Source organism: Snodgrassella alvi, assembly GCF_002777745.1.
GTDB lineage: Bacteria > Pseudomonadota > Gammaproteobacteria > Burkholderiales > Neisseriaceae > Snodgrassella > Snodgrassella alvi_D.
Genome location: NZ_MEIO01000055.1, coordinates 108,505 through 132,084, shown reverse-complemented (window position 1 = coordinate 132,084; position 23,580 = coordinate 108,505). Strand labels below are relative to the sequence as shown.

The following is a 23,580-nucleotide window of genomic DNA, read 5'->3' as shown; positions in this document are numbered from 1 at the left end:
CAAAGGTCGATGACGTTTATGCACAGATTTTGTCAGGAGACATAAATGCAATTGGTATATGATGTTGTGGAGACAGTAGTCGGTGCTGCAGTTATCAAAGTAATTGGTATCGGTGGCGGTGGCTGTAATGCAATTAATAATATGGTTGAAAATGCAGTTGCCGGTATAGAATTTATCAGTGCTAATACTGACGCACAGTCTTTACAAAATAGTAAAGCTTCAAAACGCATTCAGCTGGGTAATAATTTGACTCGTGGTCTTGGGGCAGGTGCAGATCCAGAAATTGGTCGTAATGCAGCCATGGAAGACCGTGAAGCACTGTCGGATGCTATCCGCGGTGCCAATATGCTATTTATCACCACAGGTATGGGTGGCGGTACCGGTACGGGAGCAGCGCCAGTAGTGGCAGAACTGGCCAAGGAAATGGGCATTTTGACTGTTGCTGTTGTTACCCGTCCATTTGAATATGAAGGTAAACGCATTCAGGTAGCCAGTAACGGAATTGAAGTTCTGAAAAATACCGTTGACTCACTGATTGTGATTCCAAATGATAAACTGATGTCAGCACTGGGTGAAGACGTTAGTATGCGTGAAGCTTTCCGCGCCGCGGATAATGTATTGCGCAATGCTGTAGCAGGTATTTCTGAAGTCATTACTAATCCGGGTATTATCAATCTGGATTTTGCCGATGTGAAAAATGTGATGAGCATTATGGGCATGGCAATGATGGGTTCAGGTTGTGCACATGGTGTTGACCGTGCGCGTATTGCTACCGAGCAGGCTATTGCCAGTCCACTTCTGGATGACGTGACTCTGGATGGAGCGCAGGGTGTGCTGGTTAACATTACTACTGCACCGGGTTGCCTGAAAATGTCTGAATATAAGGAAGTCATGTGCATGATTGATGAATATGCACATGCTGACGCAGCTCTGAAATATGGAACATCTGAAGATGCAAGTATGGAAGAGGGTGAAATTCGGGTAACCATTATAGCTACCGGTCTGCAGGAGCAGAAGGTGTTACACCATCAGCAGCCAAGTAGTTTGCGTGTGTTGCAAACTGTACAGTCTACTGGTACAGAAGATGCTTATCCAGATATTGGTAGTGTGGTGCGTTCTGGACGCAGTGCGCGAAGCATGAATCTGGCTGCTGCTGATTTTTCCAATCAGTCTGTATTGGATGATTTTGAAATTCCGGCAGTTATCCGTCGACAGGCTGATTAATATTCCGATGGTATCAGGGCTGTCCAGAATAAATTCTGGACAGCTTTTTTCATTGTCTGAAAATAAAAACATTTTTTTCAGGCGATATACTATTTTTAAGAATCGAAAAAATATCTGTAACAATTAGAAAATTGTGCCTGTTACTCACATGCATAATCAGACTGTTTACAGAGTCTGTATGGCATAAATTTTGCCTGTAGTTTTAATGTATTAATATCCGCTTTTGGTGTTGCTGATGCCCAGACGCTACCATCTAGTCAAATCAGAAACAGGCAGTTGGGGAATAAGACGAAAATCCCTTACAATAGATTGCCTGAGTAATCTGTTTTAGATAAAAATTTAGTGAAGTCAGAATGATATGAGTGAAGTAATCCAACAATCAGACCGTGGTGACGATTATCTGTTATTGGGGCAGTATGCCGAACGTGCTTACCTTGCCTATGCCATGAGTGTGGTAAAAGGGCGGGCATTGCCTAATGTGGCTGATGGACAGAAACCAGTGCAGCGGCGCATTCTGTACGCAATGAAAGACATGGGACTGGCACATGGAACCAAGCCAGTGAAATCAGCGCGTGTTGTAGGTGAGATTCTGGGTAAATATCATCCACATGGTGACGCGTCTGCCTATGATGCTATGGTACGGATGGCTCAGGATTTTACTTTGCGCTATCCCCTGATTGACGGGATTGGCAATTTTGGTTCACGTGATGGCGATAGTGCTGCCGCAATGCGCTATACCGAGGCGCGGTTAACGCCAATTGCTGAATTAATGTTGTCGGAAATAGACTTGGGTACGGTTGATTTTATGCCCAATTACGATGGTTCTTTTGTTGAACCTACTGTATTGCCAGCGCGATTACCAATGATATTGCTCAATGGCGCTTCTGGTATTGCAGTGGGGTTGGCAACTGAAATTCCTTCACATAATTTACGTGAAGTCAGTGCTGCTGCTGTAGCGTTGTTGAAGCAGCCAGCTCTGGATACAGCTGCACTAATGCAGTATTTGCCTGGCCCAGATTTTGCTGGTGGTGGGCAGATCATTACTTCACCGGAAGATATTCGGGCAATTTATACTCAGGGTAAGGGCAGTATCAGAGTACGTGCACGTTACGAAATTGAAAAACTCGCACGCGGACATTGGCGTGCTATTATCACTGAGCTGCCGCCAGGCATTTCCGCACAGAAAATTCTGGCAGAGATAGAAGAACAAACCAATCCTAAACCCAAAACCGGCAAAAAAAATCTGACGCAGGAGCAGCAAAATACACGTACCTTAATGTTATCACTGCTGGAACGCGTACGTGATGAATCAGATGGACAGGCACCAGTGCGCTTGGTATTTGAACCTAAATCCAGTCGTATGCAACCAGAAGAGTTTATGAATACGTTACTGGCACAAACCAGCCTCGAAAATAACGTGCCGATAAATCTGGTTATGATGGGGCAGGATAATAAACCGGCACAAAAAAATCTATACCAGATTCTGCGCGAATGGCTGGATTTTCGTATCCTGACTGTTACCCGGCGCTTGCAATATCGATTGCAGCAGGTAGAAAAACGCATTCATATTCTGCAAGGTAGGCAGAAAGTTTTCTTGCATATTGATGAAGTGATTCAGGTTATCCGTGAGTCAGATGAACCAAAACATGAGTTGATGTCTACGTTTGGTTTGAGCGAAGTACAGGCGGATGATATTCTGGAAATCCGTTTACGCCAGCTAGCCAGACTGGAATGGATTAAGCTGGAAACAGAGCTGAACAAGTTACAACAGGAGCATGAGCAGCTAACTATATTGTTGCAGGACGAAAAAGCCAAAAAACGTCTGATTGTCAAGGAAATTGAAGCAGATACTAAAGTTTATGGTGATGACAGGCGTACTCTTATTCAACCTGCTGAACGAGCCACATTGACGCAGACTACTGCTGACGAACCTGTGACGCTGGTATTATCTCAGAAAGGCTGGTTGAAAACGCGAGTTGGGCATAATCTGGATCTAAGCCAGACTACTTTTAAGGAAGGTGATGCTCTATTGCAGGCGGTGGAAGGACGTACAGTATGGTCGGTCATATTACTTGATTCACATGGACGTGCTTACAGCGTGGATGCAGCCAGTATTCCCGGTGGACGTGGTGATGGTGTGCCAGCCAGTTCGTTGGTGGAACTGGGTAAAGGAGCGAAAATAGTGGCTATGATCAGTGCGTTACCTCAACAACACTATGTACTTGCCAATAGCGGCGGATATGGTTTTGTGGTTGCATTCAAGGATCTGGTTAGTCGCACTAAAAACGGTAAGGTAGTAATGACCATCAATGATGGTGAAACATTGTTGCCACCACTTCCAGTACTGGCCGACTGTCTGGCTACCACGAGTAATACACAGCTTATAGCCGTTTCCAGCGCTAAGCGTTTGCTGGCTTTTCCGCTGCATGAACTAAAAATTATGGCCAAAGGCCGTGGTTTGCAGATTATGAGTTTGCCTGCTGATGAAAGTCTGCATTATTTTGTGCTGACAGATTCAGCAGAATTTATGCTGGAAACACAGGGTAAACGCGGCGGGCGCTATCAGGAAATTTTACGCGTGCAGGATATCAGCAATAAGCGTGGACATAAAGGCAAAGAATTAAGCGTTACTGGTGATATTGTTGCTGTATATGGCAACTTGAATAACGGAAATTAAGCTGGTATGAATGCCCGCATAAATGGTTGGCCGCAATATCTGGACAGGCTTTCAGCCCTGCTCAATATTGCCCGCGTGAGCCTGCTGTTTTCCATCATGACGTTTTACGTGCTGACCCGAAGTATGGATGATCCGGATCTGGCCGTACCGATATTCAATAAAATTGAACTTTATAGCTGGGCAATACTGTATGGATTGCTGATATTGTTTTCCATGCTGGTGCCGCGCTGGCAGAACCAACCGGATGCGCTGCCAAATGTTAATGCGGTTGTAGACATCACTATGATTGCTTGGCTGATGAGCATGGGTGGCGGTGTTGATAGTGGTTTTGGTATTTTGCTGTTGCCATTTGTAGGTTCCGCCTGTTTATTCAGCCGTGGCCGTTATCCGATGATTTATGCAGGCTATGTAACTTTATTGATTATTATCATCACATGGTTGCAGATAAGTCGCGATGATTTTGAAAACATCAGTATGCGGGTATGTACCATCGCCATCATGCTGATAGCTGCTGTCTATTTTGTGGCCGGACTGACTGCTTATGTTGCTACTTCACTGGCGCGTTCGCAAGTCTTGCAATATCAGCAATCGCAAATGCTGGACAGTTACCGCCACTTGCTTGATCGTGCTTTTAATTATGTACAGGAGGGTGTGGTAGTACTGGATGAAAGTGGTCTGGTGTGGTTAATTAACCGTAAAGCGCAAAATTATTTCCCGATGCTGGTAGTGGATGCACGCACTGCATTATTTCGTCAGGTGATGCATTACTGGCACACGGAGCAGAAAAATATTTTTGAGATGAACTGTACGCTGAATGGATGGCCGATGCGGATACATGCGCGACTGCTACAGGAGGCCAATACTCCTTTATTGATGCTGTCGATGCGCTCACGTACGGAAATCGATCAGGAATCTATGGCAATCAAACTGGCGTCATTAGGACAATTAACTGCTAATCTGGCACATGAAATCCGTAACCCGATGTCTGCGGTACGTCAGGCCAATGAATTGTTGCAGGAAGAAGAACGCGATCCGGTACGATTGAAACTGTTTCATATTGTGGATAATAACATCAGCCGTATTGATAAAATGCTTGAAGATATCAACATGCTGAATAAGCGTGATAAAAAGAATAAACAGGCAATTGATTTGCATGTTTTCTGGTCTGCATTTGTGCAGGAATTTGTGCTGATTAAGCCACAGGCTGTAAATTGTATTCAGTTACAAGCTGACAGTGGTCATTTGATTGTCTGGTGTGACTCAGTACATTTACAACAGATTATGTGGAATTTGATGAATAATGCTTGGCGCCACAGCTTGAAAGATAAACAGGCTATTCGGGTTGTAATACACAAGCATGAGCAGCAGAAAATTTCGATTACGGTAATAGATAATGGTGCTGGTGTAAGTGCTGAAAACCAATTGCACCTATTTGAGCCGTTTTTTACAACTGAAGCCAGCGGTACTGGGCTGGGGCTATATGTAGCACGTGAACTTGCTCAGGCCAATCATGGCCAATTAAATTATCGCTCGCAGTTGAATGGATTTGAGCTGACATTACCAAGGATGGTTGATGAATAGTCACATTGATTTAAAAAAGCCGGTACTGGTGATAGACGACGAAGCTGATATTCGTGATTTAATGGAATTAACTCTGGTTAAAATGGGTTTATCCGTACAAACTGCTGCGGGTGTGGCTGAAGCCAAAAAGGCTTTACGTAACCATGCTTTTTCACTGGTACTCACGGATATGCGTATGCCCGATGGTTCAGGTCTGGAGATTGTTGATTATATTACAGCCCAGAATCTGGATATTCCGATTGCTGTGATCACGGCTTATGGCAATGCTGAACAGGCTGTAGAGGCACTGAAAAATGGTGCTTTCGATTATTTGCAAAAACCGATTACTCTGGCACAACTGCGTACTTTGGTTAAGTCTGTGCTTACAATTAATAATGAAGTTGCAGAAATCGAACCAACCAGCAAAATGGCAACGGCTCCAAAGCAGTCTGAGAAAAAACTGAAAAATGAAACAGTTTCTGACAAAATCTGCGAAACACCAGTATGTGAGCGCTTACTGGGTAATTCGCCCTTAATCGCTGAAGTGCGGCAACTTATCGGTAAACTGGCTAAAAGTAATGTACCGGTATATATCGCGGGGGAATCCGGCAGTGGTAAAGAACAGGCAGCACGTAGTATTCATGAGCAGTCGGAACGCAGAGATAAAGCGTTTGTTGCAGTAAATTGTGGAGCAATACCGGAAGCTCTGATGGAGAGTGAATTTTTTGGCTATAAAAAAGGCAGCTTTACCGGTGCCGATGCCGATAGAGTAGGTTTTTTTCAGCATGCTGATGGTGGTACCTTATTTCTGGACGAGGTAGCTGATTTGCCATTATCGATGCAGGTTAAACTGTTGCGTGCCATTCAGGAACGTGCAGTGCGCCGGATTGGCGAGATGGAAGAAAAGCATGTTGATGTCCGTATTATCTGTGCAACACATAAAGATTTAAATGCTTTGGTGGAGTCGGGGCAGTTTCGTCAGGACTTGTTTTACCGTCTGAATGTGGTATCAATTATCATGCCGCCTTTACGTGAATTACGTGATGATTTACCGCAGTTGATTCATGTTTTGTTACAACGGATTTTGCACGATGAAACCATGATATTGACTGCTGCTGCTGAAAAAGCACTGTTGCAATATAGCTATCCCGGCAATTTTAGAGAGCTGGAAAATATTCTGGAACGAGCCATTGCCCTATCAAAAAACCATGTTATAGAGGTTGATGATCTACAGATTCATAGCCACCAGCTGGATGCACAGTGTACTGCATCTATAGACAGTACCAGCAACTTATTGTCAGATAGTCATGGATTGTCACAGGATTTTCAGTTTGGACATACGCAGATACAGGATTATCTGGACGACGTGGAACGACAAATTTTACAGCAGGCATTAGTAAAAACCCGCTATAACCGCACGCAGGCAGCCAAATTGCTCGGTATCAGCTTTCGGTCTATGCGTTACCGGATGGAACGATTGGGTGTTGCCTGATGACACAACCACTGGTTTTAACTGGTCAGATAGCAAACATGGCGAATCTGCACATTTCCTTGAGAAACTTGTTTACTACTGAAAAGCTACAGTATCAACCGCAGCCACCTGCTCAGGGATTGTATCTGCTGTACGAAGACAACGGTCTTGCTCTGGCTAAAGCGGGACATAAGGGTGTGGTTCGTGTGGATTTTGTACAGGGTACGGCACGGCATCGGCGCCTGTTTGGCGGGGGGGAGTTATTGGCACGTGCGATTCAGGCTAAAAGTCAGCCAGTTGTATGGGATGCAACCGGCGGCTTAGGACGTGATGCGTTTGTAATGGCATCATTGGGCTTAGAGATTGTGGTGTTTGAACACAATCCCTATGTCCATGCCTTGCTGGCAGATGGTTTGCAGCGCGCACTGGCAGATGAGCAGACAGCACAGATAGCTCAGCGGATTAGTTTGCATTATGGCAATATTGTTTTGTTGGAAAAGGAGCAAAAGCAGATACCATTACCGGATGTGGTGTATCTGGACCCGATGTATCCGCAAAAGCAGAAATCGGCAGCAGTAAAAAAGGAAATGGTCTATTTTCATGATTTGCTTGGCACTGCTGATGCGCATAATGATCAAGCTTTACTGCTAGCCGCACAAAAATTTGCCCGAAAGCGGGTTGTGGTTAAACGGCCGGCTAATGGTGTAGTTCTGGCAGAAAAAACACCAGCATTTCAGTATTTAGGCAAAACCACGCGATTTGATGGGTATTTGCCTTTATAAATTAAGAAAAAATACTTTTTTGAATATCAGAATTATTTATCTGGCAATATATTTTGCGTGGGGAACAATTACAGATGGCTAGAAAAGTATGGGCATACGCTAAAGATAAGAATCATCAATTTATCTATGAAAAGCAATCAGAGCAGCTGAAAATCTTTTATATCTGGGATATTCTCAGATTAAAAGAACGAAATCCAGAGGAATATAAAGAACTTAAGTTTTATTCTACTGAATTTGATGAAATCAACCGACTAGAGTTAACTGTATCTGAACACGGTTTTTTTAGGTATAAATCTGAACAAATTGATGAAGAGACTAAAGAATCAATTTATCATTCTACAGCTATGCTGATATTAATGGAAATGTCTCAAATCAATTTCACTATTGATAATGATAACTATTATTTTACTTTCTCAAAATTTTTAGTTGAACCATGTCTGCGGTTTAAACATTTTGATAAGGATGAAGAAAAGTACTATCCGGATCTTGTTGGTTATTTTTCTGCTGATTGTGAATTATATGATAAATGGCATGGATGTTTGGCAATAGAAGTTGTTTTTACAAATAATTGTTATTCTAAAAAAATAAATTCATTTGAAAAAAATCATATTCCTATCATTGAAGTAAGTATGTCCAAAAAATTAAAGCTTGAAACGGAATTTTGTGGCGAAATAAAATTCTGCGTGGCAGATGTTGAAGCATATTATTATGCACTGAAAAAAATATTTGCTAAAAAAGTTTTTGGAAAAATTCGTTCTGATCCAGTATCAAATAAATTTTATAAAGATAAAGTAGCCAGTTTAGAAAATTCATTTGCACAGGAATTACTTGCACTGGAGAGTAGACAAGAATTATATAAAGAAGAAAAGCTGAAATTAGAAGGGCAGTTTAATCATTTAAATTTAAAATATGAAAAAATGAAAGCTGAAATGTCTAACCTGCAAAGCTTGCTGGAACAAATGAAACAAAGAGAATGGAGTTTGAATAATAAGTTAAATTTTTATAAAACAATGGGATTTTGGCAGAAGTTAAAACAGTTGTTTCAAATCTCAGTTGATTAAATGATAAGGCCGCTTACAGATAAAGCAGCCTTAATGATTTCTGATATATCAGACATGATTATATTATTCAAAAAGTGTAACCTATTTGAACTTCTTCTGCACCAATCAATTCAGTGATTAATTGCAGTAACGGGCGCAATTGATGATAACGGCGGCTGGTCTTACGCAAGTATTTCAGGAAACGATGAATTTCACCGCGGTATTTGTCTTTACCATCACGGTAATACAAGCGGGCAAAGATACCGGCTACTTTCAGATGACGCTGAACACCCATCCATTCAAAGTCACGGTAAAACTGGTCAAAATCAGTATGTACCGGCAGTCCGGCAGCCCGTGCTTTTTCCCAGTAGCGGATAACTATATCAAGGACGAATTCTTCGTCCCATTCGATAAAGGCGTCGCGTAATAACGATACCAGATCATAAGTGATCGGGCCATATAATGCATCCTGGAAATCCAGAATACCGGGACGGTCACGGGTGAGCATAATGTTGCGTACAATGTAATCGCGATGCACATAAACCTGTGGCTGCGCCAGAATAACAGGTAGAATGGCAGTAACTGTCTGTTGCCATAGTTGTTGCTGCTTTTCACTTAAAGACAAACCAAGTTCTTTCTGAACATACCACTCAGGAAAGAGTTGCATTTCACGCTTTAACACAGCTTCATCATACACAGGAAGCTGATCAGGAAGACTGGCTATTTGCAGTTTGATGAGTTCATCAATCGCTTCCAGCAATAATACTTTATGTACTTCAGGACGTTTATCAGCTTGTAATGCAGTCAGATAGGGGATATTGCCAAAGTCTTCCAGTACCATAAATCCCTGTTGTTCATCTGCATGATAAATTTCCGGAACATTGATGGCCTGAAAAAGCTTCTGTACTTTCATATAAGGTTGGATATTCATTTTGTCCGGCGGTGCATCCATACAGATTACTGTACGGCCATCGTTAAACTCGGCGCGGAAATAACGACGGAAATCGGCATCGGCGGCAGCGAAACTTAGAATAAAATTCTGTTGCGGATAGCAGGCATATAACCATTTTTTTAGTTCGAATTCTCGTTGCATGGCATTTTTCAGGTTAAAATAAACGCTATTTTAACTGGCAAAGCCGTTAAGGTGATACATTGTCCTACTTATTCTCTCCCAAACCATTGGTTCTGGCATTAACAACGGTTTTTTGTGTCTTACCCGGACTTGCTTTTGCAGCTTCTCCTTTGTCTATGGGCGAAGGCAATGTCTGTACAGCACCGCAGCGTCCTAAAAATTTTGTCAAACCAGTTAAGAACAGTGGCGAAGCCTACCCTGGCACCGATGTTACACGGGTAGTAGCTGATGATGTCAACGGCCAGTCACAGGTTCAGGTACATGCCAAAGGCAATGTCATTATCGAGCGTAATGATGTTACTCTGAATTCAGACTGGGCTGATTATGATCAGCAAACCCAAATTATTAAAGCCGGCGATCACTTTACGCTGGATAATGGTCAGGGGCGTGTTACCGGCGAGCATGTGACTTATGACATGGGTAAAAGTACAGGTGTTGGTGACGCTGGCCGCTTTGAGATGGAAAAGGATAACCGACGTCTGCAGGGTGTTGGTGATGAGATACAGATGGGGGGTAAAAATCGCTACCGTCTGCAAAGTGCTAAATTCAATACCTGTAATCCGGGTGACGACAGCTGGTATATCCGTTCTGGCAGTATTGATCTGGATTACGATAAAAATGTTGGTGTGGCGCGTAATGCAACGCTGGTATTTGGCGGGGTACCTCTGTTTTATACACCGTGGATTGATTTTCCGTTAAACGGCAGTCGTAAAAGTGGTTTTCTGGCACCTACCATCAAGGGTGGTTCTGATGGTTTTGAATTGATGACACCCTACTACTTGAATCTGGCACCGAACTATGATGCGACTATTCGTCCACATTTTATCAGTAGTCGTGGCATGCAGCTGGGTGGTGATTTTCGCTATCTTCAATCTAAATATCAGGGGCAGCTCAGTGCCGATTGGGTGCCGAGTGATCAGAAAAGCAGCCATAAAAATCGTGCAGAAGTTGATTTCACTCATACCCAGCAACTGGCAAAGGGTTTAACCGGAGGTATCGATTACCATCAGGTTTCGGATGATGATTATCGGCGTGATTTCTGGCATGGTGACAGTGGTAGCGTTAATCTGAACCGGCAGGCATGGCTGAATTATCAGCAGGATTTATGGGGTGGTATTTTTGATGGCAATTTAATGGTACAGAAATACCAAACTCTGGCTTCTACCAGTGGCTATAAAGATCAGCCCTATTCGCGTTTACCTCGCCTGTCTGCTAACTGGAGCCGTTATTTTGGCAATCATTACGCAGTTAATGTATATGCAGAGGCAACCCGTTTTGAAGGTCGAGAAACTGGTCATCAAGACTGGATGTTTAAATATCCCAACGGCACTCGTCTGGTATTATTGCCAACATTTACGGCCGACTATGCCAACAACTGGGGCTTCGTTCGGCCAAAACTGAGTTTTCATGCCACTCATTATGATATAAGCAGGCAAAATAATCAGGATAGTCGCAGTATGGATCGGGCTGTGCCAGTACTCAGTGTAGACTCGGGTATGACGTTTGAACGTTTGTGGAAAACCCACCGTTTGCATAAAGGCTTTATCCAGACACTGGAACCACGCCTGTTTTATACCTATATTCCAGAACGGAATCAGAACGATATACCGCTGTTTGATACTGCAGAAAACAGTTTTACTTACGACCAGCTATTCCGTGAAAACCGCTATTCCGGTCAGGACAGAATCAATGCGGCCAACTTTCTGACTACTGCACTGCAATCACGTGTGTACGACAGTACCAATGGTATTGAACGCTTTGCTGCCGGTATTGGTCAGCGTTTTTATTTCCATGATGATAATGTTAAACTGAATGACAATACCCCAAAAAATAAAGAACGTAAACGTTCGGATATAGTGGCTTTTGGTCGTGCTGCACTAAGTAATCACATTACGGCTGAATCCAATTGGCATTACAATCAGGATCTGAAAACATCTGAAAGTTATAATTTTGGTATCCGCTATACACCAAAACCGGGTAAAACCGTTAGCGTACGCTACAAATATGGTCGTGATGAAAATTTATATGATGATGTTTATGGCAAAATACGTGCAATTGATGTAGGCATGCAGTGGCCTTTAACCCATAATTACTATCTGGTTGCCAGACAAAACTACGATTTTAATCACAGTATCACCTTGAACCAAACAGTTGGTTTTGAATACCAGAGTCCATGTCAGTGCTGGAGTGCTGGTCTGGTTGGTACACGTTATACTGATGATTACAAGAAACGCAAAACCGCCGTATTATTTCAATTACAGCTGCGCGACCTGACAGGAGTAGGTAACGGGCCACTCAATCAGCTCAGCTCGCAAATTCCCGGTTACAGCAATACTTATGAGGTAAAACATTAATGAAACCCATACATTCCTGGCTGACAGCAACTATGCTGGCTGTAGCCTTACCATCAGCATTTGCGCTGGATATCAAACCAGTTGATCACATTATTGCTGTTGTCAATGATGATGTGATTACACGACAGGAGCTGGATCTGGTTACTGCCCAGATGCGTTCACAATTGCCAGCAGATAAAAATATCAACACTGCTAATTTGCAACAGCAGGCATTAGCACAGTTGATACGTAAAGATTTATTGGTGCAGGCAGCCAAACGTGCCAATATCCGCCTGAGTGACGCTGATATAAACGAAGCAATTGAACAGTTTGCAACACAACGGAACATGAGTGTTAAAGAGCTGATTCAGCGTATTGCTAAAGAAGGTATAAACGAAAATCAGTTACGTCGTACCATGACTGAAAACCTGCTGGCACAGAAAATTGAACAGAGTGAAGTAATGGGTAAAAGTCAGGTAAGTGATGCAGAAATTGATGATGCCATTGCCCGGGCACAGCAGGAAGGTCGGCAATTGCCGCCGCCAGTTACTGCCTATTCCTATCATGTACAACATATTTTGTTGAAAAACGATAACGATATCACGCGTAAATTGATTGAACAGATTGCGCAGCAAGCACGTTCTGGCGCTTCATTTGAACAGCTGGCACGGCAATATTCTCAAGATGGCAGTGCGCAAAATGGAGGTGATCTGGGCTGGATTATTGACGGTGAAACTGTGCCACCATTTGAAGCTGCAATGAAATCATTGCAGCCTGAACAGGTATCCTTGCCCGTACGTACCCAGTTTGGCTGGCATGTGATTCGACTGGTAGCCGTGAGAAGTAACGACAGCCCAGCAGAGCGCCAGCGTAATGGTATGCGGGCGGTGCTGGTACAGGAAAAGCGCGAAATTTTATTACAGAACTTCCTGAAACAGTTGCATGATCAAGCTTACATCAATATCCGTCCTCTGGACTAATGCTTCTGAAGTAGACTAGGTCACACAATTTGCAGTCAGTATCCGCAATCACGCTTTGAGGTCTGGCTGCAAACGATGTTTCTATATGATGCCCCAGTATCGAAGGCAGACAGAATACTGAATATGAATCACATGAATAACCAGCCAGTTATTGCTGTTACCAGTGGTGAACCAGCAGGCATCGGCCCTGACATTTGTCTGGATCTGGCAACCTGTGATTTACCGGTACGCATAGTGGTACTGGGGGATATGCAGCTATTGCAGGAGCGAGCAGCACTACTAGGTAAAAATATCACCATCCAGCCTTATCAGCCTGATTGTTGTAAACCTGTATCTGAGATACTCGAAGTATGTCATATTCCAGTTCAGATAGCAGCGCAAGCAGGAGTATTAAATGCGCACAATGCCACTTATGTATTGCAACTTCTAGACAGGGCGTACATCGGCATTCAGCAGGGTGAATTTGCTGCCATGGTGACTGCTCCGGTGCATAAGGGAATCATCAATGACAGTGGTATTCCTTTTAGTGGTCACACAGAATATCTGGCCGCCAAAAGTGCAACGTCACGGGTAGTAATGATGCTTGCTGGCGGTGGTTTGAAAGTGGCACTGGCTACGACTCACTTACCGCTACGAGATGTAGCAGATACCCTGACAGCAGAGCTGTTAACTGAAGTATTAACTATTCTGCATCATGATTTGCAACAAAAATTTGGCTTGCTACAGCCACGCATTCTGGTTGCGGGGCTTAATCCACATGCAGGTGAGGGTGGCCATCTGGGACATGAGGAAAACAGCATAATTACTCCGGTAATCTGCCGGTTACAGCAGCAAGGAATGAAAATTACCGGACCATTTCCGGCAGATACTCTGTTTCAGCCTTTTATGCTCAAGCAAACTGATGCTGTTCTGGCGATGTATCATGATCAGGGTTTACCAGTATTAAAATATGCAAGTTTTGGTGAGGGTGTGAATATTACTTTGGGATTGCCTTTTATCCGTACTTCGGTGGATCATGGCACCGCTCTGAGTCTTGCCGGTACTGGTAAAGCTACCAGTAGCAGCCTGTTTGCTGCTATTGATGTCGCAGCTGATATGATCCGGCACTGGAAGTCTGATTAGTATGGCCATCCGTATTTGATAAATACGGGCAGACATCATAAAATCTAAATTGCTATACGGCATGGGAAATCTCAATATGGCTACGCCGTTTATTGAAATGAAAGATGTGGTCTTCGCTTATGGCGATCGCCCCATTCTGAAAAACATTAATTTTAAACTGGATCAGGGTAGCTTCACTGCTATCATGGGTAGTTCCGGTAGTGGTAAAACTACACTGCTGCGACTGATTACAGGTCAGATTACCGCGCAGCAAGGACAAGTACTGATTAATGGACGCGATATTGCCAAATTTAGTCGTGAAGAGCTATATCATCACCGGCGCAATATGGGTGTATTATTTCAGTTTGGTGCCTTATTCACAGATTTATCTGTTTTCGATAATGTGGCCTTTCCGATGCGCGAACACACGGATTTGCCCGAGAGTATGATTCATGATCTGGTAATCATGAAGCTGAATGCAGTTGGTTTGCGTGGGGTAGAAAGTTTAATGCCATCCGAACTGTCTGGTGGTATGTCACGCCGGGTAGCTTTGGCACGTACAATTGCACTGGATCCAGCGTTGTTGTTATATGATGAACCATTTACCGGACTAGATCCGATTTCACTTGGCGTGATAGCCAGTCTGGTAAGTAAAATCAATAAAGCTTTGCAAACCACCAGTGTCATGGTCACACACGACATTCAGCAATCTCTGGAGATTGCCAGCCATGTAGTATTTCTGGCACATGGAGAGATTATTTTTTCTGGTTCGCCCCATGAGATGCGTGAACTGGATTCACCATGGGTAAATCAATTTATTCATGGTCAGGCTGACGGGCCGGTAGCATTTCGGTATCCGGTAACCACCACCTTACAACAGGATTTAGATATCGCGTGATGAAAGCAATCGAGCAACTGGGTGCAAAAACCCTGAGTTTTATCCAGCATCTAGGGTGTGCAACATTGTTCCTGTTTGCCGCCCTGTTGCGTAGTGGAACAGTTTTACGTCGCCCTGGCCTGATGGTTCGGCAAATGTATTTTTCCGGAGTTCTCTCCATCATCATTATTGCTGTATCTGGGCTCTTTGTCGGTATGGTGCTGGGCTTGCAGGCCTATACACAGCTGGCCAAATTCAAATCAGCCGATATCCTTGGCTATATGGTGGCTGCTGCTATGTTGCGGGAACTGGGGCCCGTTCTTGCGGCGATTCTGTTTGCCAGTAGTGCCGGTGGCGCAATGACTAGTGAAATTGGTTTGATGAAAACCACTGAGCAGTTGGAAGCAATGAATGTAATGGCTATTGATCCAGTGGCACGGGTAGTAGCGCCCCGCTTCTGGGCTGGTGTGCTTTCCATGCCCTTACTGGCCTCTATATTCAATGTGGCTGGTGTATATGGTGCTTATTTGATTGGCGTAAAATATTTTGGTATGGATACCGGTGTATTCTGGGGGCAAATGCAGAATAATCTGGATTTTTATTATGATGTAGTGAATGGTCTGATTAAATCCCTGGTGTTTGGCGTGGTAGTCACTCTGATTGCGGTTTATCAGGGCTTTTATGCAAAGCCTACTTCAGAAGGCATTTTGCGTGCCAATACACGTACCGTAGTATCCAGCTCCCTGACCATTCTGGCAGTGGATTTTATGCTGACAGCTCTGATGTTTACCAAATAAGATACGGATTAACAGGGTATTGATATGAAAAAAAACAGTCTGGAAATGCTGGTTGGTCTATTTGTTCTAATAGGCATAGCAGCAATTCTATTTTTATCTTTTCGCGTAGCTGGTGGTAATGGCATTGGCTCTTCCCAGCCAACATATACTTTATCAGCTTCATTTAGCGATATTGGCGGGCTGAAAGCACAGGCGCCAGTCAAAGCTGCCGGCGTGGTGGTGGGACGGGTAGACAAAATTGTGCTTGATCCCAAAACTTATTGGGCTAAAGTGACTTTAAAAATTGATAAGCAGTACCAGTTTAGTACTGATACTTCTGCGCAGATTCTGACTTCTGGCTTACTTGGCGATCAGTACATAGGGCTGGAGCAGGGCGGAGACCCAGATAATCTGGTGGATGGTGATACCATTACTATTACCAGTTCTGCTTTAGTACTGGAACAATTAATCGGCAAATTTATGACTAGCTTCGCCGAAGGCAATGCCAAAAGCGACAACAAAAAAATAGACAGTACTGCTGCTCCTGTCACTGAGTAACAGGGATGGCTGCTGCACAAACAATGAATTTAATTGAAGGACTACACAATGAAACTGAATAAATCTACACTACTTGGTGTGTTAAGCATTGGCATTATGAGTATTAGCATGGCATTTGCTTCGCCACAGCAGGCTGTAAGCCAGCTAAAGGATAATGCTACTCAGGTATTGGACATATTGAGTTCAGCTAATGGCAAAAATGACGACCAAGTGCGCCGTCAAGCAGAAAATTATGCCATTCCTTATTTTGATTTTGAACGTATGACTGCACTGGCTGTGGGGGCACCATGGCGTACAGCTACTCCCGCACAACAGCAGGCGTTAACTCAGGAATTTAAAACTCTGTTGATTCGTACCTACTCCGGTACTATGCTGAAATTCAGAAATGCCAAAGCAAACGTTTATAGTAATCCAGTAGTTAATAAAAACGGGCGTGAAATCATTGTGCGCGTGGATATTACTACACCAAACAGCAAACCGGTACGCATGGATTACACCATGTATCAGGCTGGTAGTATGTACCGTATTTACAATGTTGCAGTTGAAGGTGCCAGTCTGGTAACGGTATATCGTAATCAGTTTAATCAAACCATCAACCAAAAAGGTATTGATGGACTGGTAGCTGATTTGCGTGCCAAAAACAGTAAATAACTATGCAAACCACCGTGCAGGGTAAAACCCTGATGATTCACGACAAGGTCACCGTGAGTACAGTAAAAGAAATCGATTACAAACGATTTTGTGACTGTATCCAGAATGGGAACATTGAAAAAGTGGATGTCAGTGGTGTAATTGAAGCCGATTCAGCGTGTGTAGCCTTATTAGTGGCTGCGAAACGATTGGCGCACAGACAGAAATTCATGTTGCACATCGCCGGTGTGCCAGCAGGACTGATTACCCTGATGGCACTCTATGGTGTAGAGGAATCATTACAATGAGTAAAAAAAGGTTGCTGTCAGCAACACTGCTGTTATTCCTTAGTCAGGTGGGCTGGGCCGAAGAACAGTCCTATAAAGACCCGTACGAAGGATATAACCGAGTGATGTTCAATATTAACGATCATCTGGATCGTTATATCATGACTCCGGTGGCGCGTGGCTATCGGAAAGTGACACCGTCACCCGTACGTACAGGAGTAAACAACTTTTTCAATAATCTGCGTGATGTGGTGAGCTTTGGCAGTAATCTGCTGCGGCTGGATATTGAAAAGGCCAGTACAGATTTTGTACGCGTTGGCATCAATACCACTTTTGGTTTAGGCGGCTTGCTGAATATTGCTGATGCTGGCCAGATTCAAAATAACAAAAATACACTTGGTGATACTTTTGCCTCATGGGGTTGGAAAAACAGTAATTACTTTGTTTATCCGATTTTCGGGCCCTCAACTGTACGCGACAGCATTGGCAGCACCATTACAGATGTGTTTCCGATAGAAGATGCTATCTTCAAGGATAAGACTGTGCGCTGGAGTGTTGCCGGTTTAAATGGTATTGCTACACGTGAGGCGTTACTGGATGTAACCGACAGCCTGAATGATGCTGCGTTGGATCGCTATACCTATATGCGTGATGTGTATATGAAACTGCGTAACAAGCAAGTGGGTGGCACATTATTTCCTGATGATGATGACGATGATGATGATATCGATAGTCTGGTGGCACCGGATAATAATAACACCAGTGCACAGCCGGCATCGGTACCGACAGTCAAATCTGAAAGGGCAGCGGAAATAAACTCTGCGCTGATCGGCAGTACGCCAGTAACAACTGAACCTGCACCGACTAAATTTGCAGACACTACCCTACCTACTGAGGCAGCCTCAGCAAATCAGTCATACTGGAATGTCTATTAAGCACTAGTGCAGGCATAGTCTAAATTTAAGTCAGTAACTGAAATTCAAGTTGTATTACAAACAGGAATGCAATCATGTATGAAGTTAACCGCAGCGTATTTTTGCTTGTTCCGCTTGAGCCATTTTGGGCATGGTTGCAAAACTTGCCTGATATTGATTTGGAGCAATTATCACTAGAGGTTTTGCAGCAGGATGCCAATGCCTATCTGACTTCTGCCTGCGAAGATATTGATGAACTGTGGGCGGAAATTGAACAGCGTTATCAGGATATCTTTGCCGCTGAACTGGCAGACTGGTGCGAAGATGAAGGTTTATGGCCAACTTTAAGCTTTGATAATTTTAAGGATTGGTTTGGTGTACAGATTTCAACAGTGATAACTGATCTGGCACAGGAAGAACTGGCACGTGAAGCATTTGTACCAATCTCTCTGAATTAAACCTGTATTATTACCTTTGCCAAAAAAGCCAATGTTAAACATCGGCTTTTTTGTATTAAAAAGTTGTTTGATACATTTTTATTACTCTGCATTAAAAAATTATTCTGTTAAATTGCAAATTAACTGCATAATCTTTAATATTTATAACATTAATTAAAATATTAAACTACAATTGTATACAATCAACTTTAATACTAGTTATATGCCGTACATAATCGGAATTAATTCATATGCAGCACAGGAGTAAAACTGTATCGCGACGCCAATTGTTACTATCTGGCAGCGCCGCCGTACTTGGTGTAGCCATGCCATGTATGGTACAGGCCGGCGCACAACGTGAAGAAACCCTTTCTGACGATGTGGCTTCTATCATGCGCAATGCAGTCAATAGTGTTAATCCACCGCGACTAATTTTTGCTTCTCCAGCAGAAGCTAGTCGTTGGTTAAAAGCCATGTCGGCACGACTAACGCCATATGTCCCGGATGAGCATGCGCGGAAGCGTTTACTAACTAATATCCAGTATGAAGCAATGCGTGCTGGTCTGGATACACAGGTAGTATTAGGTCTGATAGAAGTAGAAAGCCGTTTCCGCCAATATGCTATTTCTGGAGTAGGAGCGCGAGGACTGATGCAGGTAATGCCATTCTGGGTAAGGCAGATTGGTCGACTAGAACATAACTTATTCGATATTCGCACTAACTTACGTTATGGCTGCACCATCCTGCGTTATTATCGAAACCGAGAGAATGGTAATATGGTAAGAGCACTGGCGCGTTATAATGGTAGCTTGGGTCGTACTACTTATTCAAATGCTGTTATCAGTGCTTGGCAACGGCACTGGCAATGGGCGTAACAAATACATCTTGTAACAAAGATAATCTTTTCAACACGGGTTGTCTGGAAAGACCACCTGTATTCATTATTAGGAAACCACCATGTCTGTTAATAAAGTCATCCTGGTTGGTCGTTTGGGTCGAGACCCTGAAACGCGATATATGCCTAGCGGCGATGCAGTAACAAACTTCTCCATAGCTACTGATGAACAGTGGCGTGACCGTAATGGTGAACGCCAGACGCGTACTGAGTGGCACAACATTACCTTGTTTGGCAAACTGGGTGAAATAGCTAGCCAGTATCTGCGTAAAGGTAGTCAGGTGTATATCGAAGGCCGTATTCAAAGCCGTAAATACAGTGGTAAAGATGGTATTGAACGCACTGCTTACGACATCATCGGCAACGAAATGAAAATGCTGGGCAGCCGTAATGATGGTGCCAGTGCCGGTGGTGGCTATGATCAGACGGGGGGTAGTGCTGATTATACTCAAGGCGGTAATTACAGTCAGGGCGGTTACGATGCTGCACCTGCTGCTTCCAATCCACCACCGGCAGCACCACGCCGTCAGGCACCACGGCCAGCACCCACACCGGCACCGGTGGATGATATCGATGATGATATTCCATTTTAATAATATAAAATTGATTAAGAATCAATTTCTGGCTGAATCAGCCGGATAAATTGATTTTTGGTAATCTTTCGCCTTTCAGATGTATATTTGAAGGGCGTTTTGTTTTATATGGACAGACGCTAATACTCAGATTAGAAATTTATGAACCTTTTTATTTACTGCAAACTGAACCCGAATCGTAACCGATTAGTATAGTAATTAGCTTTAATCATCATTTACTGGTATCTATGCAATATTGTTATACGCTAAAACCTGTATCTTGATCAGGCTGATTGTATCTAATATGTCACTATTCCCTAAAATAGTACAGTCCTTATAGGAGAATAAAGTAAACATTAAAACACAGCATTTTTATCCCAGATGAAATGTGCGACAGGAATCCATTTATGGTCTTTTTTTTCAAACCAAACAGTGAGATTTTCTTCGTTACTGCTAGCCCATGTTACTTCTCTAATTTTTATATCTCTGCTCCTTATTTCTTTTGGTGTAAATTGTTTGGATAGTCCTGCTCTGAATTCGGTAATAAAACCGTCTTTTTTACCCAGAATAAAAGTTTTATCCCCCAAGGGCGGATATTTTTTTATCAGACTATCTACCGGTGTTTGTTCTATCTGATTAAAATTCATAAATTTTTCTATAGTATCGCTATCAGCACTATTTAACTGTTTATTAACTGCTATGTGACTCTCCCGATTATTCTCTTCTCTTACTTTAATTTTATTGCACGAAGATAGTAGCAGAATAAATAATATAATAAATAAATATTTCTTCATAACTTTATATTAGATAAAAAGTTGTATTAGGTAACATGGTGTTTAGCTGATTCAGAATATAATCTAAATGACGTTTCCGTAATTCATTTCCTACATTCATTATGCTGGGGTAATCTTGTTTAAATCCTCCATTAATGCGGCTATCATCATGATATTCATCCGAATGTCCAATGATCGGAACATTTCCCACAGTGTGCCCAAATTCATGAGCAATAGGAAATTGATAATAATCTTTAAAACCAAAGTACCCCTTATAGTTTGATTTAATATCTTCAGTATCTAAGCTAATTATTCTTTGATCCCAGATTATATAACTTCTTTCAAAACCCCCCGGAGCTATTTTGATTACATTTACTGTCCAGTGAGGATTTGTTAATACCCATTTGATGTCAAAATTTACGGTGAAAATACTATTCTGATGTTTTACAGCAAAGTTAGATAGCCCCCTAATTTTTAACTTAAAATAATTTCCCCAAATTTTGCTAATCAGAATATCAGCCGATTGATGGAATTTTCTTTTTTCCCTTATGGTCCAAGGAGTAGCTCGGGTAGACCAGTTATATGGAAGTAATATTTTTTAATTGCAAAATGATGTGATAATTCCTTCATTAATTTGCATAGCTTGTTTTTGTAATTTTCCATTTTTATCAATAATCAAACTTTTTCCAATTCCAAACATATTACCTGTTTTTCCTATATAGTTAGATATAATCATGCCCATTTGGAATTTTTTTGCATACTGCTGGAGAAGTTTAATATCATGCTCAAAACCTTTTTTAGTAATAAGAGATGGGGCCAAACAGTAATTAACTCCCATTTTTTTAAGTGAATAAATGAACGTTTCTATTAATGAGTCAAAACAGATAGCTACTCCAAATTTTATTCCAGAATAGGAAAATATGCCTACTTTTTTACCATGTGAAAAAAAAGATTGTTCGGTTTCATGTAGATTTATTTTATGGCAAATTAAAGGGGCTTTGTCGGGGAAAAAAAGTATTGTGGCTATGTTAGGCTTTTCATTTTCTTGAGCAATAGGCATTCCAACACCAATGATCAAATTATTTTGGGTAGATAAAGATTGAAAAGGGAGATTATAAATAGAAGATTCAGAAAAACATAACTTTGAAGCCAGCTCTGGTTCATATCCAGTAAGGGATAATTCTGGAAAAATTATTATTTCAACATTTTTTTTTATGGCGCTTTCAATTAATTTAAGATGAATGGCAATATTATTTTCAATATCGTCTTTAAAAGGAGTAAATTGAGCTATAGCTATTTTAATTTCTGACATAAATTTGCATTCCTATATTTATAATTACCCAAGGTAAAAAACGAGGTAAAAATGCACAAAATGAAATTAATATAAATTGTTCCTAATCACCAGGGAATTTTGTGTGAAATAATTGCTACAATTCCAGCCACAAAAACTATGAAATAAGTTTTTTTATCTGTTAAGCAAGCTGCTAGCATAGCAATAAATAACGCCATCAATAGCCATTTCTTCTGAACAAGAATAGTATTTCTGTCTTCTTCTATGAAGATATCCATTCTTTCCGTTCTTTTAATAGTATTCATAAATAGAAGTTTAGGATCACTAAATAAATTTTAAAAAATCAGAATATATCTGACTTTAAAATCAATACTTACTTGAGTATATCTCTTAATTGGTTTTTTGTAAATTAATGAAATTGTTAGTATATTTTAACTAAATTCTTGTTTGGCTGGTTTGTCATTGAGCATCCGCAAAGTTAGGTATATTAATTTTTTTACAGGCTGGATAATGCATAAACTGAATAAGCAGATTATTTCAGTTGGGGAGCTTTTAGCAAAATCAGTGCTGATTATTCCTGATTACCGGCGATGGTATAAAGGGGAAGAAAAGAACCTGAATGAGTATATTTTAATGCAGCTCAGTGCACTGCATATTTCTACCTCAACTCTGGTTTATAACCACTGTCTTAGCGGTGCATTGTTTGCGCTTGATTTAATGTAGGAAAGCAATGCTGATAATTATTTGCAACAGCTAGAGCAGTTTGCCAATCAGTTCGTTTGTGGTTATTTTCTAAGAACATTTAGCCGGCACTTAGACAGATTAAGTATGGCATGATTGAAAACAATCTAGAGGGCAATTATCTGGATTATTTGTTTTGGCGAAAGGCAAGGGTAGAAAATAAGAGTGATAAAGTAATGGAAAATTTTAAGTTTGCCCTGCGTAACTGTGTTGAGTATTTCTCCCCGCAGCATCGCATGGATGAAGAAGATTGTTTACCGGATACAATAGATCAGTATGTTTGTTTAATATTATTGGTGATAGTGAAGAATAATTCTGCTATTCGTGGTTTTGGCTCATATGGAGCATAGCTGTATACCTGCATTGCAGGAAGGCTTGTAAGGGATTAAAAGTTTTGCAATCAATGATCTGGACTTAATTGAATAATTTGCTAATTTTTTACATATGATGCTGCTTTCTGGTGTTTTGCTTAAATTGTTGAAGTAGTCAGATTGCTCATCATCGGTACAAGAAAGCTTGCTATATATTA

At 41.9% G+C, this 23,580-nt stretch carries 24 protein-coding genes; 20 read left to right on the top strand and 4 right to left on the bottom strand.

Features of this window, described 5'->3' with window-relative positions; all coding sequences use genetic code 11:
• The first annotated feature begins 45 nt into the window (after positions 1–45).
• From ftsZ to BHC51_RS08935, 6 genes are all read left to right on the top strand, one after another.
• Positions 46–1,224 (top strand): cell division protein FtsZ, encoded by a 1,179-nt coding sequence (gene ftsZ, locus BHC51_RS08960; RefSeq protein ID WP_100099596.1) that lies wholly within the window; start codon positions 46–48, stop codon positions 1,222–1,224.
• A gap of 358 nt (positions 1,225–1,582) precedes the next feature.
• On the top strand, positions 1,583–3,901 hold the full coding sequence (gene parC, locus BHC51_RS08955; protein WP_100153829.1) for a DNA topoisomerase IV subunit A: 2,319 nt from the start codon (positions 1,583–1,585) through the stop codon (positions 3,899–3,901).
• Between the two features lie 6 nt (positions 3,902–3,907).
• Positions 3,908–5,482 carry a two-component system sensor histidine kinase NtrB gene (locus BHC51_RS08950; RefSeq protein ID WP_100123590.1) on the top strand — a complete coding sequence of 525 codons (1,575 nt, stop codon included), beginning with the start codon at positions 3,908–3,910 and terminating at the stop codon, positions 5,480–5,482.
• Positions 5,475–6,953, top strand: coding sequence for a sigma-54-dependent transcriptional regulator (locus tag BHC51_RS08945; protein ID WP_100099599.1), 1,479 nt, complete (start codon positions 5,475–5,477; stop codon positions 6,951–6,953). The genes BHC51_RS08950 and BHC51_RS08945 overlap by 8 nt, the downstream gene beginning before the upstream one ends.
• A complete protein-coding gene (locus BHC51_RS08940) occupies positions 6,953–7,714 on the top strand; it encodes a class I SAM-dependent methyltransferase (RefSeq protein ID WP_257384799.1) in 762 nt (253 codons plus the stop codon). The genes BHC51_RS08945 and BHC51_RS08940 overlap by 1 nt, the downstream gene beginning before the upstream one ends.
• Before the next feature lie 74 nt (positions 7,715–7,788).
• The gene (locus BHC51_RS08935) at positions 7,789–8,775 is read left to right on the top strand and encodes a hypothetical protein (RefSeq protein ID WP_143558823.1); all 987 of its coding nucleotides are present in this window, start codon (positions 7,789–7,791) and stop codon (positions 8,773–8,775) included.
• 67 nt (positions 8,776–8,842) lie between these two features.
• Here the strand turns inward: BHC51_RS08935 and amgK are convergent, their stop codons facing one another.
• Positions 8,843–9,847: an N-acetylmuramate/N-acetylglucosamine kinase AmgK gene (gene amgK, locus BHC51_RS08930; protein ID WP_100123593.1), complete on the bottom strand. Its 1,005-nt coding sequence runs from the start codon at positions 9,845–9,847 to the stop codon at positions 8,843–8,845.
• A 59-nt stretch (positions 9,848–9,906) separates the two neighbouring features.
• On the opposite strand from amgK, the gene BHC51_RS08925 reads away from it, so the two are divergent.
• From BHC51_RS08925 to BHC51_RS08870, 12 genes are all read left to right on the top strand, one after another.
• Positions 9,907–12,240, top strand: coding sequence for an LPS-assembly protein LptD (locus tag BHC51_RS08925; RefSeq protein WP_100153827.1), 2,334 nt, complete (start codon positions 9,907–9,909; stop codon positions 12,238–12,240).
• Positions 12,240–13,199 carry a peptidylprolyl isomerase gene (locus BHC51_RS08920; RefSeq protein WP_100099603.1) on the top strand — a complete coding sequence of 320 codons (960 nt, stop codon included), beginning with the start codon at positions 12,240–12,242 and terminating at the stop codon, positions 13,197–13,199. The genes BHC51_RS08925 and BHC51_RS08920 overlap by 1 nt, the downstream gene beginning before the upstream one ends.
• Before the next feature lie 123 nt (positions 13,200–13,322).
• Positions 13,323–14,321, top strand: coding sequence for a 4-hydroxythreonine-4-phosphate dehydrogenase PdxA (gene pdxA, locus BHC51_RS08915; protein ID WP_257384798.1), 999 nt, complete (start codon positions 13,323–13,325; stop codon positions 14,319–14,321).
• Positions 14,322–14,397: 76 nt separating this feature from the next.
• Positions 14,398–15,198: an ABC transporter ATP-binding protein gene (locus BHC51_RS08910; protein WP_100099604.1), complete on the top strand. Its 801-nt coding sequence runs from the start codon at positions 14,398–14,400 to the stop codon at positions 15,196–15,198.
• Positions 15,198–15,974, top strand: coding sequence for a lipid asymmetry maintenance ABC transporter permease subunit MlaE (gene mlaE, locus BHC51_RS08905; protein WP_100099605.1), 777 nt, complete (start codon positions 15,198–15,200; stop codon positions 15,972–15,974). Before BHC51_RS08910 ends, mlaE begins: the two co-directional genes overlap by 1 nt.
• A gap of 24 nt (positions 15,975–15,998) precedes the next feature.
• On the top strand, positions 15,999–16,511 hold the full coding sequence (gene mlaD / locus BHC51_RS08900; RefSeq protein WP_100099606.1) for an outer membrane lipid asymmetry maintenance protein MlaD: 513 nt from the start codon (positions 15,999–16,001) through the stop codon (positions 16,509–16,511).
• Between the two features lie 48 nt (positions 16,512–16,559).
• Entirely contained in the window at positions 16,560–17,162 is a 603-nt protein-coding gene (locus BHC51_RS08895; RefSeq protein WP_373885656.1) for an MlaC/ttg2D family ABC transporter substrate-binding protein, read from the top strand.
• Positions 17,163–17,164: 2 nt separating this feature from the next.
• Entirely contained in the window at positions 17,165–17,449 is a 285-nt protein-coding gene (locus BHC51_RS08890) for an STAS domain-containing protein (protein ID WP_100099607.1), read from the top strand.
• The gene (locus BHC51_RS08885; protein ID WP_100153826.1) at positions 17,446–18,363 is read left to right on the top strand and encodes an MlaA family lipoprotein; all 918 of its coding nucleotides are present in this window, start codon (positions 17,446–17,448) and stop codon (positions 18,361–18,363) included. The genes BHC51_RS08890 and BHC51_RS08885 overlap by 4 nt, the downstream gene beginning before the upstream one ends.
• A gap of 74 nt (positions 18,364–18,437) precedes the next feature.
• Positions 18,438–18,800, top strand: coding sequence for a VacJ (locus BHC51_RS08880; protein WP_100099609.1), 363 nt, complete (start codon positions 18,438–18,440; stop codon positions 18,798–18,800).
• Between the two features lie 230 nt (positions 18,801–19,030).
• Entirely contained in the window at positions 19,031–19,654 is a 624-nt protein-coding gene (locus BHC51_RS08875) for a lytic transglycosylase domain-containing protein (RefSeq protein WP_100123596.1), read from the top strand.
• 82 nt (positions 19,655–19,736) lie between these two features.
• Positions 19,737–20,267 carry a single-stranded DNA-binding protein gene (locus BHC51_RS08870; RefSeq protein ID WP_100099611.1) on the top strand — a complete coding sequence of 177 codons (531 nt, stop codon included), beginning with the start codon at positions 19,737–19,739 and terminating at the stop codon, positions 20,265–20,267.
• Between the two features lie 335 nt (positions 20,268–20,602).
• Here the strand turns inward: BHC51_RS08870 and BHC51_RS08865 are convergent, their stop codons facing one another.
• The 3 genes from BHC51_RS08865 to BHC51_RS12480 form a co-directional block, all read right to left on the bottom strand.
• Entirely contained in the window at positions 20,603–21,040 is a 438-nt protein-coding gene (locus BHC51_RS08865) for a lipoprotein (protein WP_100153825.1), read from the bottom strand.
• Between the two features lie 577 nt (positions 21,041–21,617).
• The gene (locus tag BHC51_RS08860; RefSeq protein ID WP_100153824.1) at positions 21,618–22,331 is read right to left on the bottom strand and encodes a carbon-nitrogen hydrolase family protein; all 714 of its coding nucleotides are present in this window, start codon (positions 22,329–22,331) and stop codon (positions 21,618–21,620) included.
• A gap of 86 nt (positions 22,332–22,417) precedes the next feature.
• Positions 22,418–22,615 (bottom strand): hypothetical protein, encoded by a 198-nt coding sequence (locus BHC51_RS12480; protein ID WP_143558822.1) that lies wholly within the window; start codon positions 22,613–22,615, stop codon positions 22,418–22,420.
• 205 nt (positions 22,616–22,820) lie between these two features.
• Here BHC51_RS12480 and BHC51_RS08855 point away from each other — a divergent pair, with 205 nt between their 5' ends.
• Both BHC51_RS08855 and BHC51_RS08850 read left to right on the top strand, forming a co-directional pair.
• On the top strand, positions 22,821–23,033 hold the full coding sequence (locus tag BHC51_RS08855) for a hypothetical protein (RefSeq protein WP_100099614.1): 213 nt from the start codon (positions 22,821–22,823) through the stop codon (positions 23,031–23,033).
• A gap of 110 nt (positions 23,034–23,143) precedes the next feature.
• Entirely contained in the window at positions 23,144–23,401 is a 258-nt protein-coding gene (locus BHC51_RS08850; RefSeq protein ID WP_100153823.1) for a hypothetical protein, read from the top strand.
• Positions 23,402–23,580: the final 179 nt, after the last annotated feature.

What these genes read in the sequence shown, in the direction of transcription:
- ftsZ (WP_100099596.1), top strand. Translation starts at nt 46, where the DNA reads ATGCAATTGGTATATGATGTTGTGGAGACAGTAGTCGGTGCTGCAGTT.
- parC (WP_100153829.1), top strand. Translation starts at nt 1,583, where the DNA reads ATGAGTGAAGTAATCCAACAATCAGACCGTGGTGACGATTATCTGTTA.
- BHC51_RS08950 (WP_100123590.1), top strand. Translation starts at nt 3,908, where the DNA reads ATGAATGCCCGCATAAATGGTTGGCCGCAATATCTGGACAGGCTTTCA.
- BHC51_RS08945 (WP_100099599.1), top strand. Translation starts at nt 5,475, where the DNA reads ATGAATAGTCACATTGATTTAAAAAAGCCGGTACTGGTGATAGACGAC.
- BHC51_RS08940 (WP_257384799.1), top strand. Translation starts at nt 6,953, where the DNA reads ATGACACAACCACTGGTTTTAACTGGTCAGATAGCAAACATGGCGAAT.
- BHC51_RS08935 (WP_143558823.1), top strand. Translation starts at nt 7,789, where the DNA reads ATGGCTAGAAAAGTATGGGCATACGCTAAAGATAAGAATCATCAATTT.
- amgK (WP_100123593.1), bottom strand. Translation starts at nt 9,847, where the DNA reads ATGCAACGAGAATTCGAACTAAAAAAATGGTTATATGCCTGCTATCCG.
- BHC51_RS08920 (WP_100099603.1), top strand. Translation starts at nt 12,240, where the DNA reads ATGAAACCCATACATTCCTGGCTGACAGCAACTATGCTGGCTGTAGCC.
- pdxA (WP_257384798.1), top strand. Translation starts at nt 13,323, where the DNA reads ATGAATCACATGAATAACCAGCCAGTTATTGCTGTTACCAGTGGTGAA.
- BHC51_RS08910 (WP_100099604.1), top strand. Translation starts at nt 14,398, where the DNA reads ATGGCTACGCCGTTTATTGAAATGAAAGATGTGGTCTTCGCTTATGGC.
- mlaE (WP_100099605.1), top strand. Translation starts at nt 15,198, where the DNA reads ATGAAAGCAATCGAGCAACTGGGTGCAAAAACCCTGAGTTTTATCCAG.
- mlaD (WP_100099606.1), top strand. Translation starts at nt 15,999, where the DNA reads ATGAAAAAAAACAGTCTGGAAATGCTGGTTGGTCTATTTGTTCTAATA.
- BHC51_RS08895 (WP_373885656.1), top strand. Translation starts at nt 16,560, where the DNA reads ATGAAACTGAATAAATCTACACTACTTGGTGTGTTAAGCATTGGCATT.
- BHC51_RS08890 (WP_100099607.1), top strand. Translation starts at nt 17,165, where the DNA reads ATGCAAACCACCGTGCAGGGTAAAACCCTGATGATTCACGACAAGGTC.
- BHC51_RS08885 (WP_100153826.1), top strand. Translation starts at nt 17,446, where the DNA reads ATGAGTAAAAAAAGGTTGCTGTCAGCAACACTGCTGTTATTCCTTAGT.
- BHC51_RS08880 (WP_100099609.1), top strand. Translation starts at nt 18,438, where the DNA reads ATGTATGAAGTTAACCGCAGCGTATTTTTGCTTGTTCCGCTTGAGCCA.
- BHC51_RS08875 (WP_100123596.1), top strand. Translation starts at nt 19,031, where the DNA reads ATGCAGCACAGGAGTAAAACTGTATCGCGACGCCAATTGTTACTATCT.
- BHC51_RS08870 (WP_100099611.1), top strand. Translation starts at nt 19,737, where the DNA reads ATGTCTGTTAATAAAGTCATCCTGGTTGGTCGTTTGGGTCGAGACCCT.
- BHC51_RS08865 (WP_100153825.1), bottom strand. Translation starts at nt 21,040, where the DNA reads ATGAAGAAATATTTATTTATTATATTATTTATTCTGCTACTATCTTCG.
- BHC51_RS08860 (WP_100153824.1), bottom strand. Translation starts at nt 22,331, where the DNA reads ATGTCAGAAATTAAAATAGCTATAGCTCAATTTACTCCTTTTAAAGAC.
- BHC51_RS12480 (WP_143558822.1), bottom strand. Translation starts at nt 22,615, where the DNA reads ATGAATACTATTAAAAGAACGGAAAGAATGGATATCTTCATAGAAGAA.
- BHC51_RS08855 (WP_100099614.1), top strand. Translation starts at nt 22,821, where the DNA reads ATGCATAAACTGAATAAGCAGATTATTTCAGTTGGGGAGCTTTTAGCA.
- BHC51_RS08850 (WP_100153823.1), top strand. Translation starts at nt 23,144, where the DNA reads ATGATTGAAAACAATCTAGAGGGCAATTATCTGGATTATTTGTTTTGG.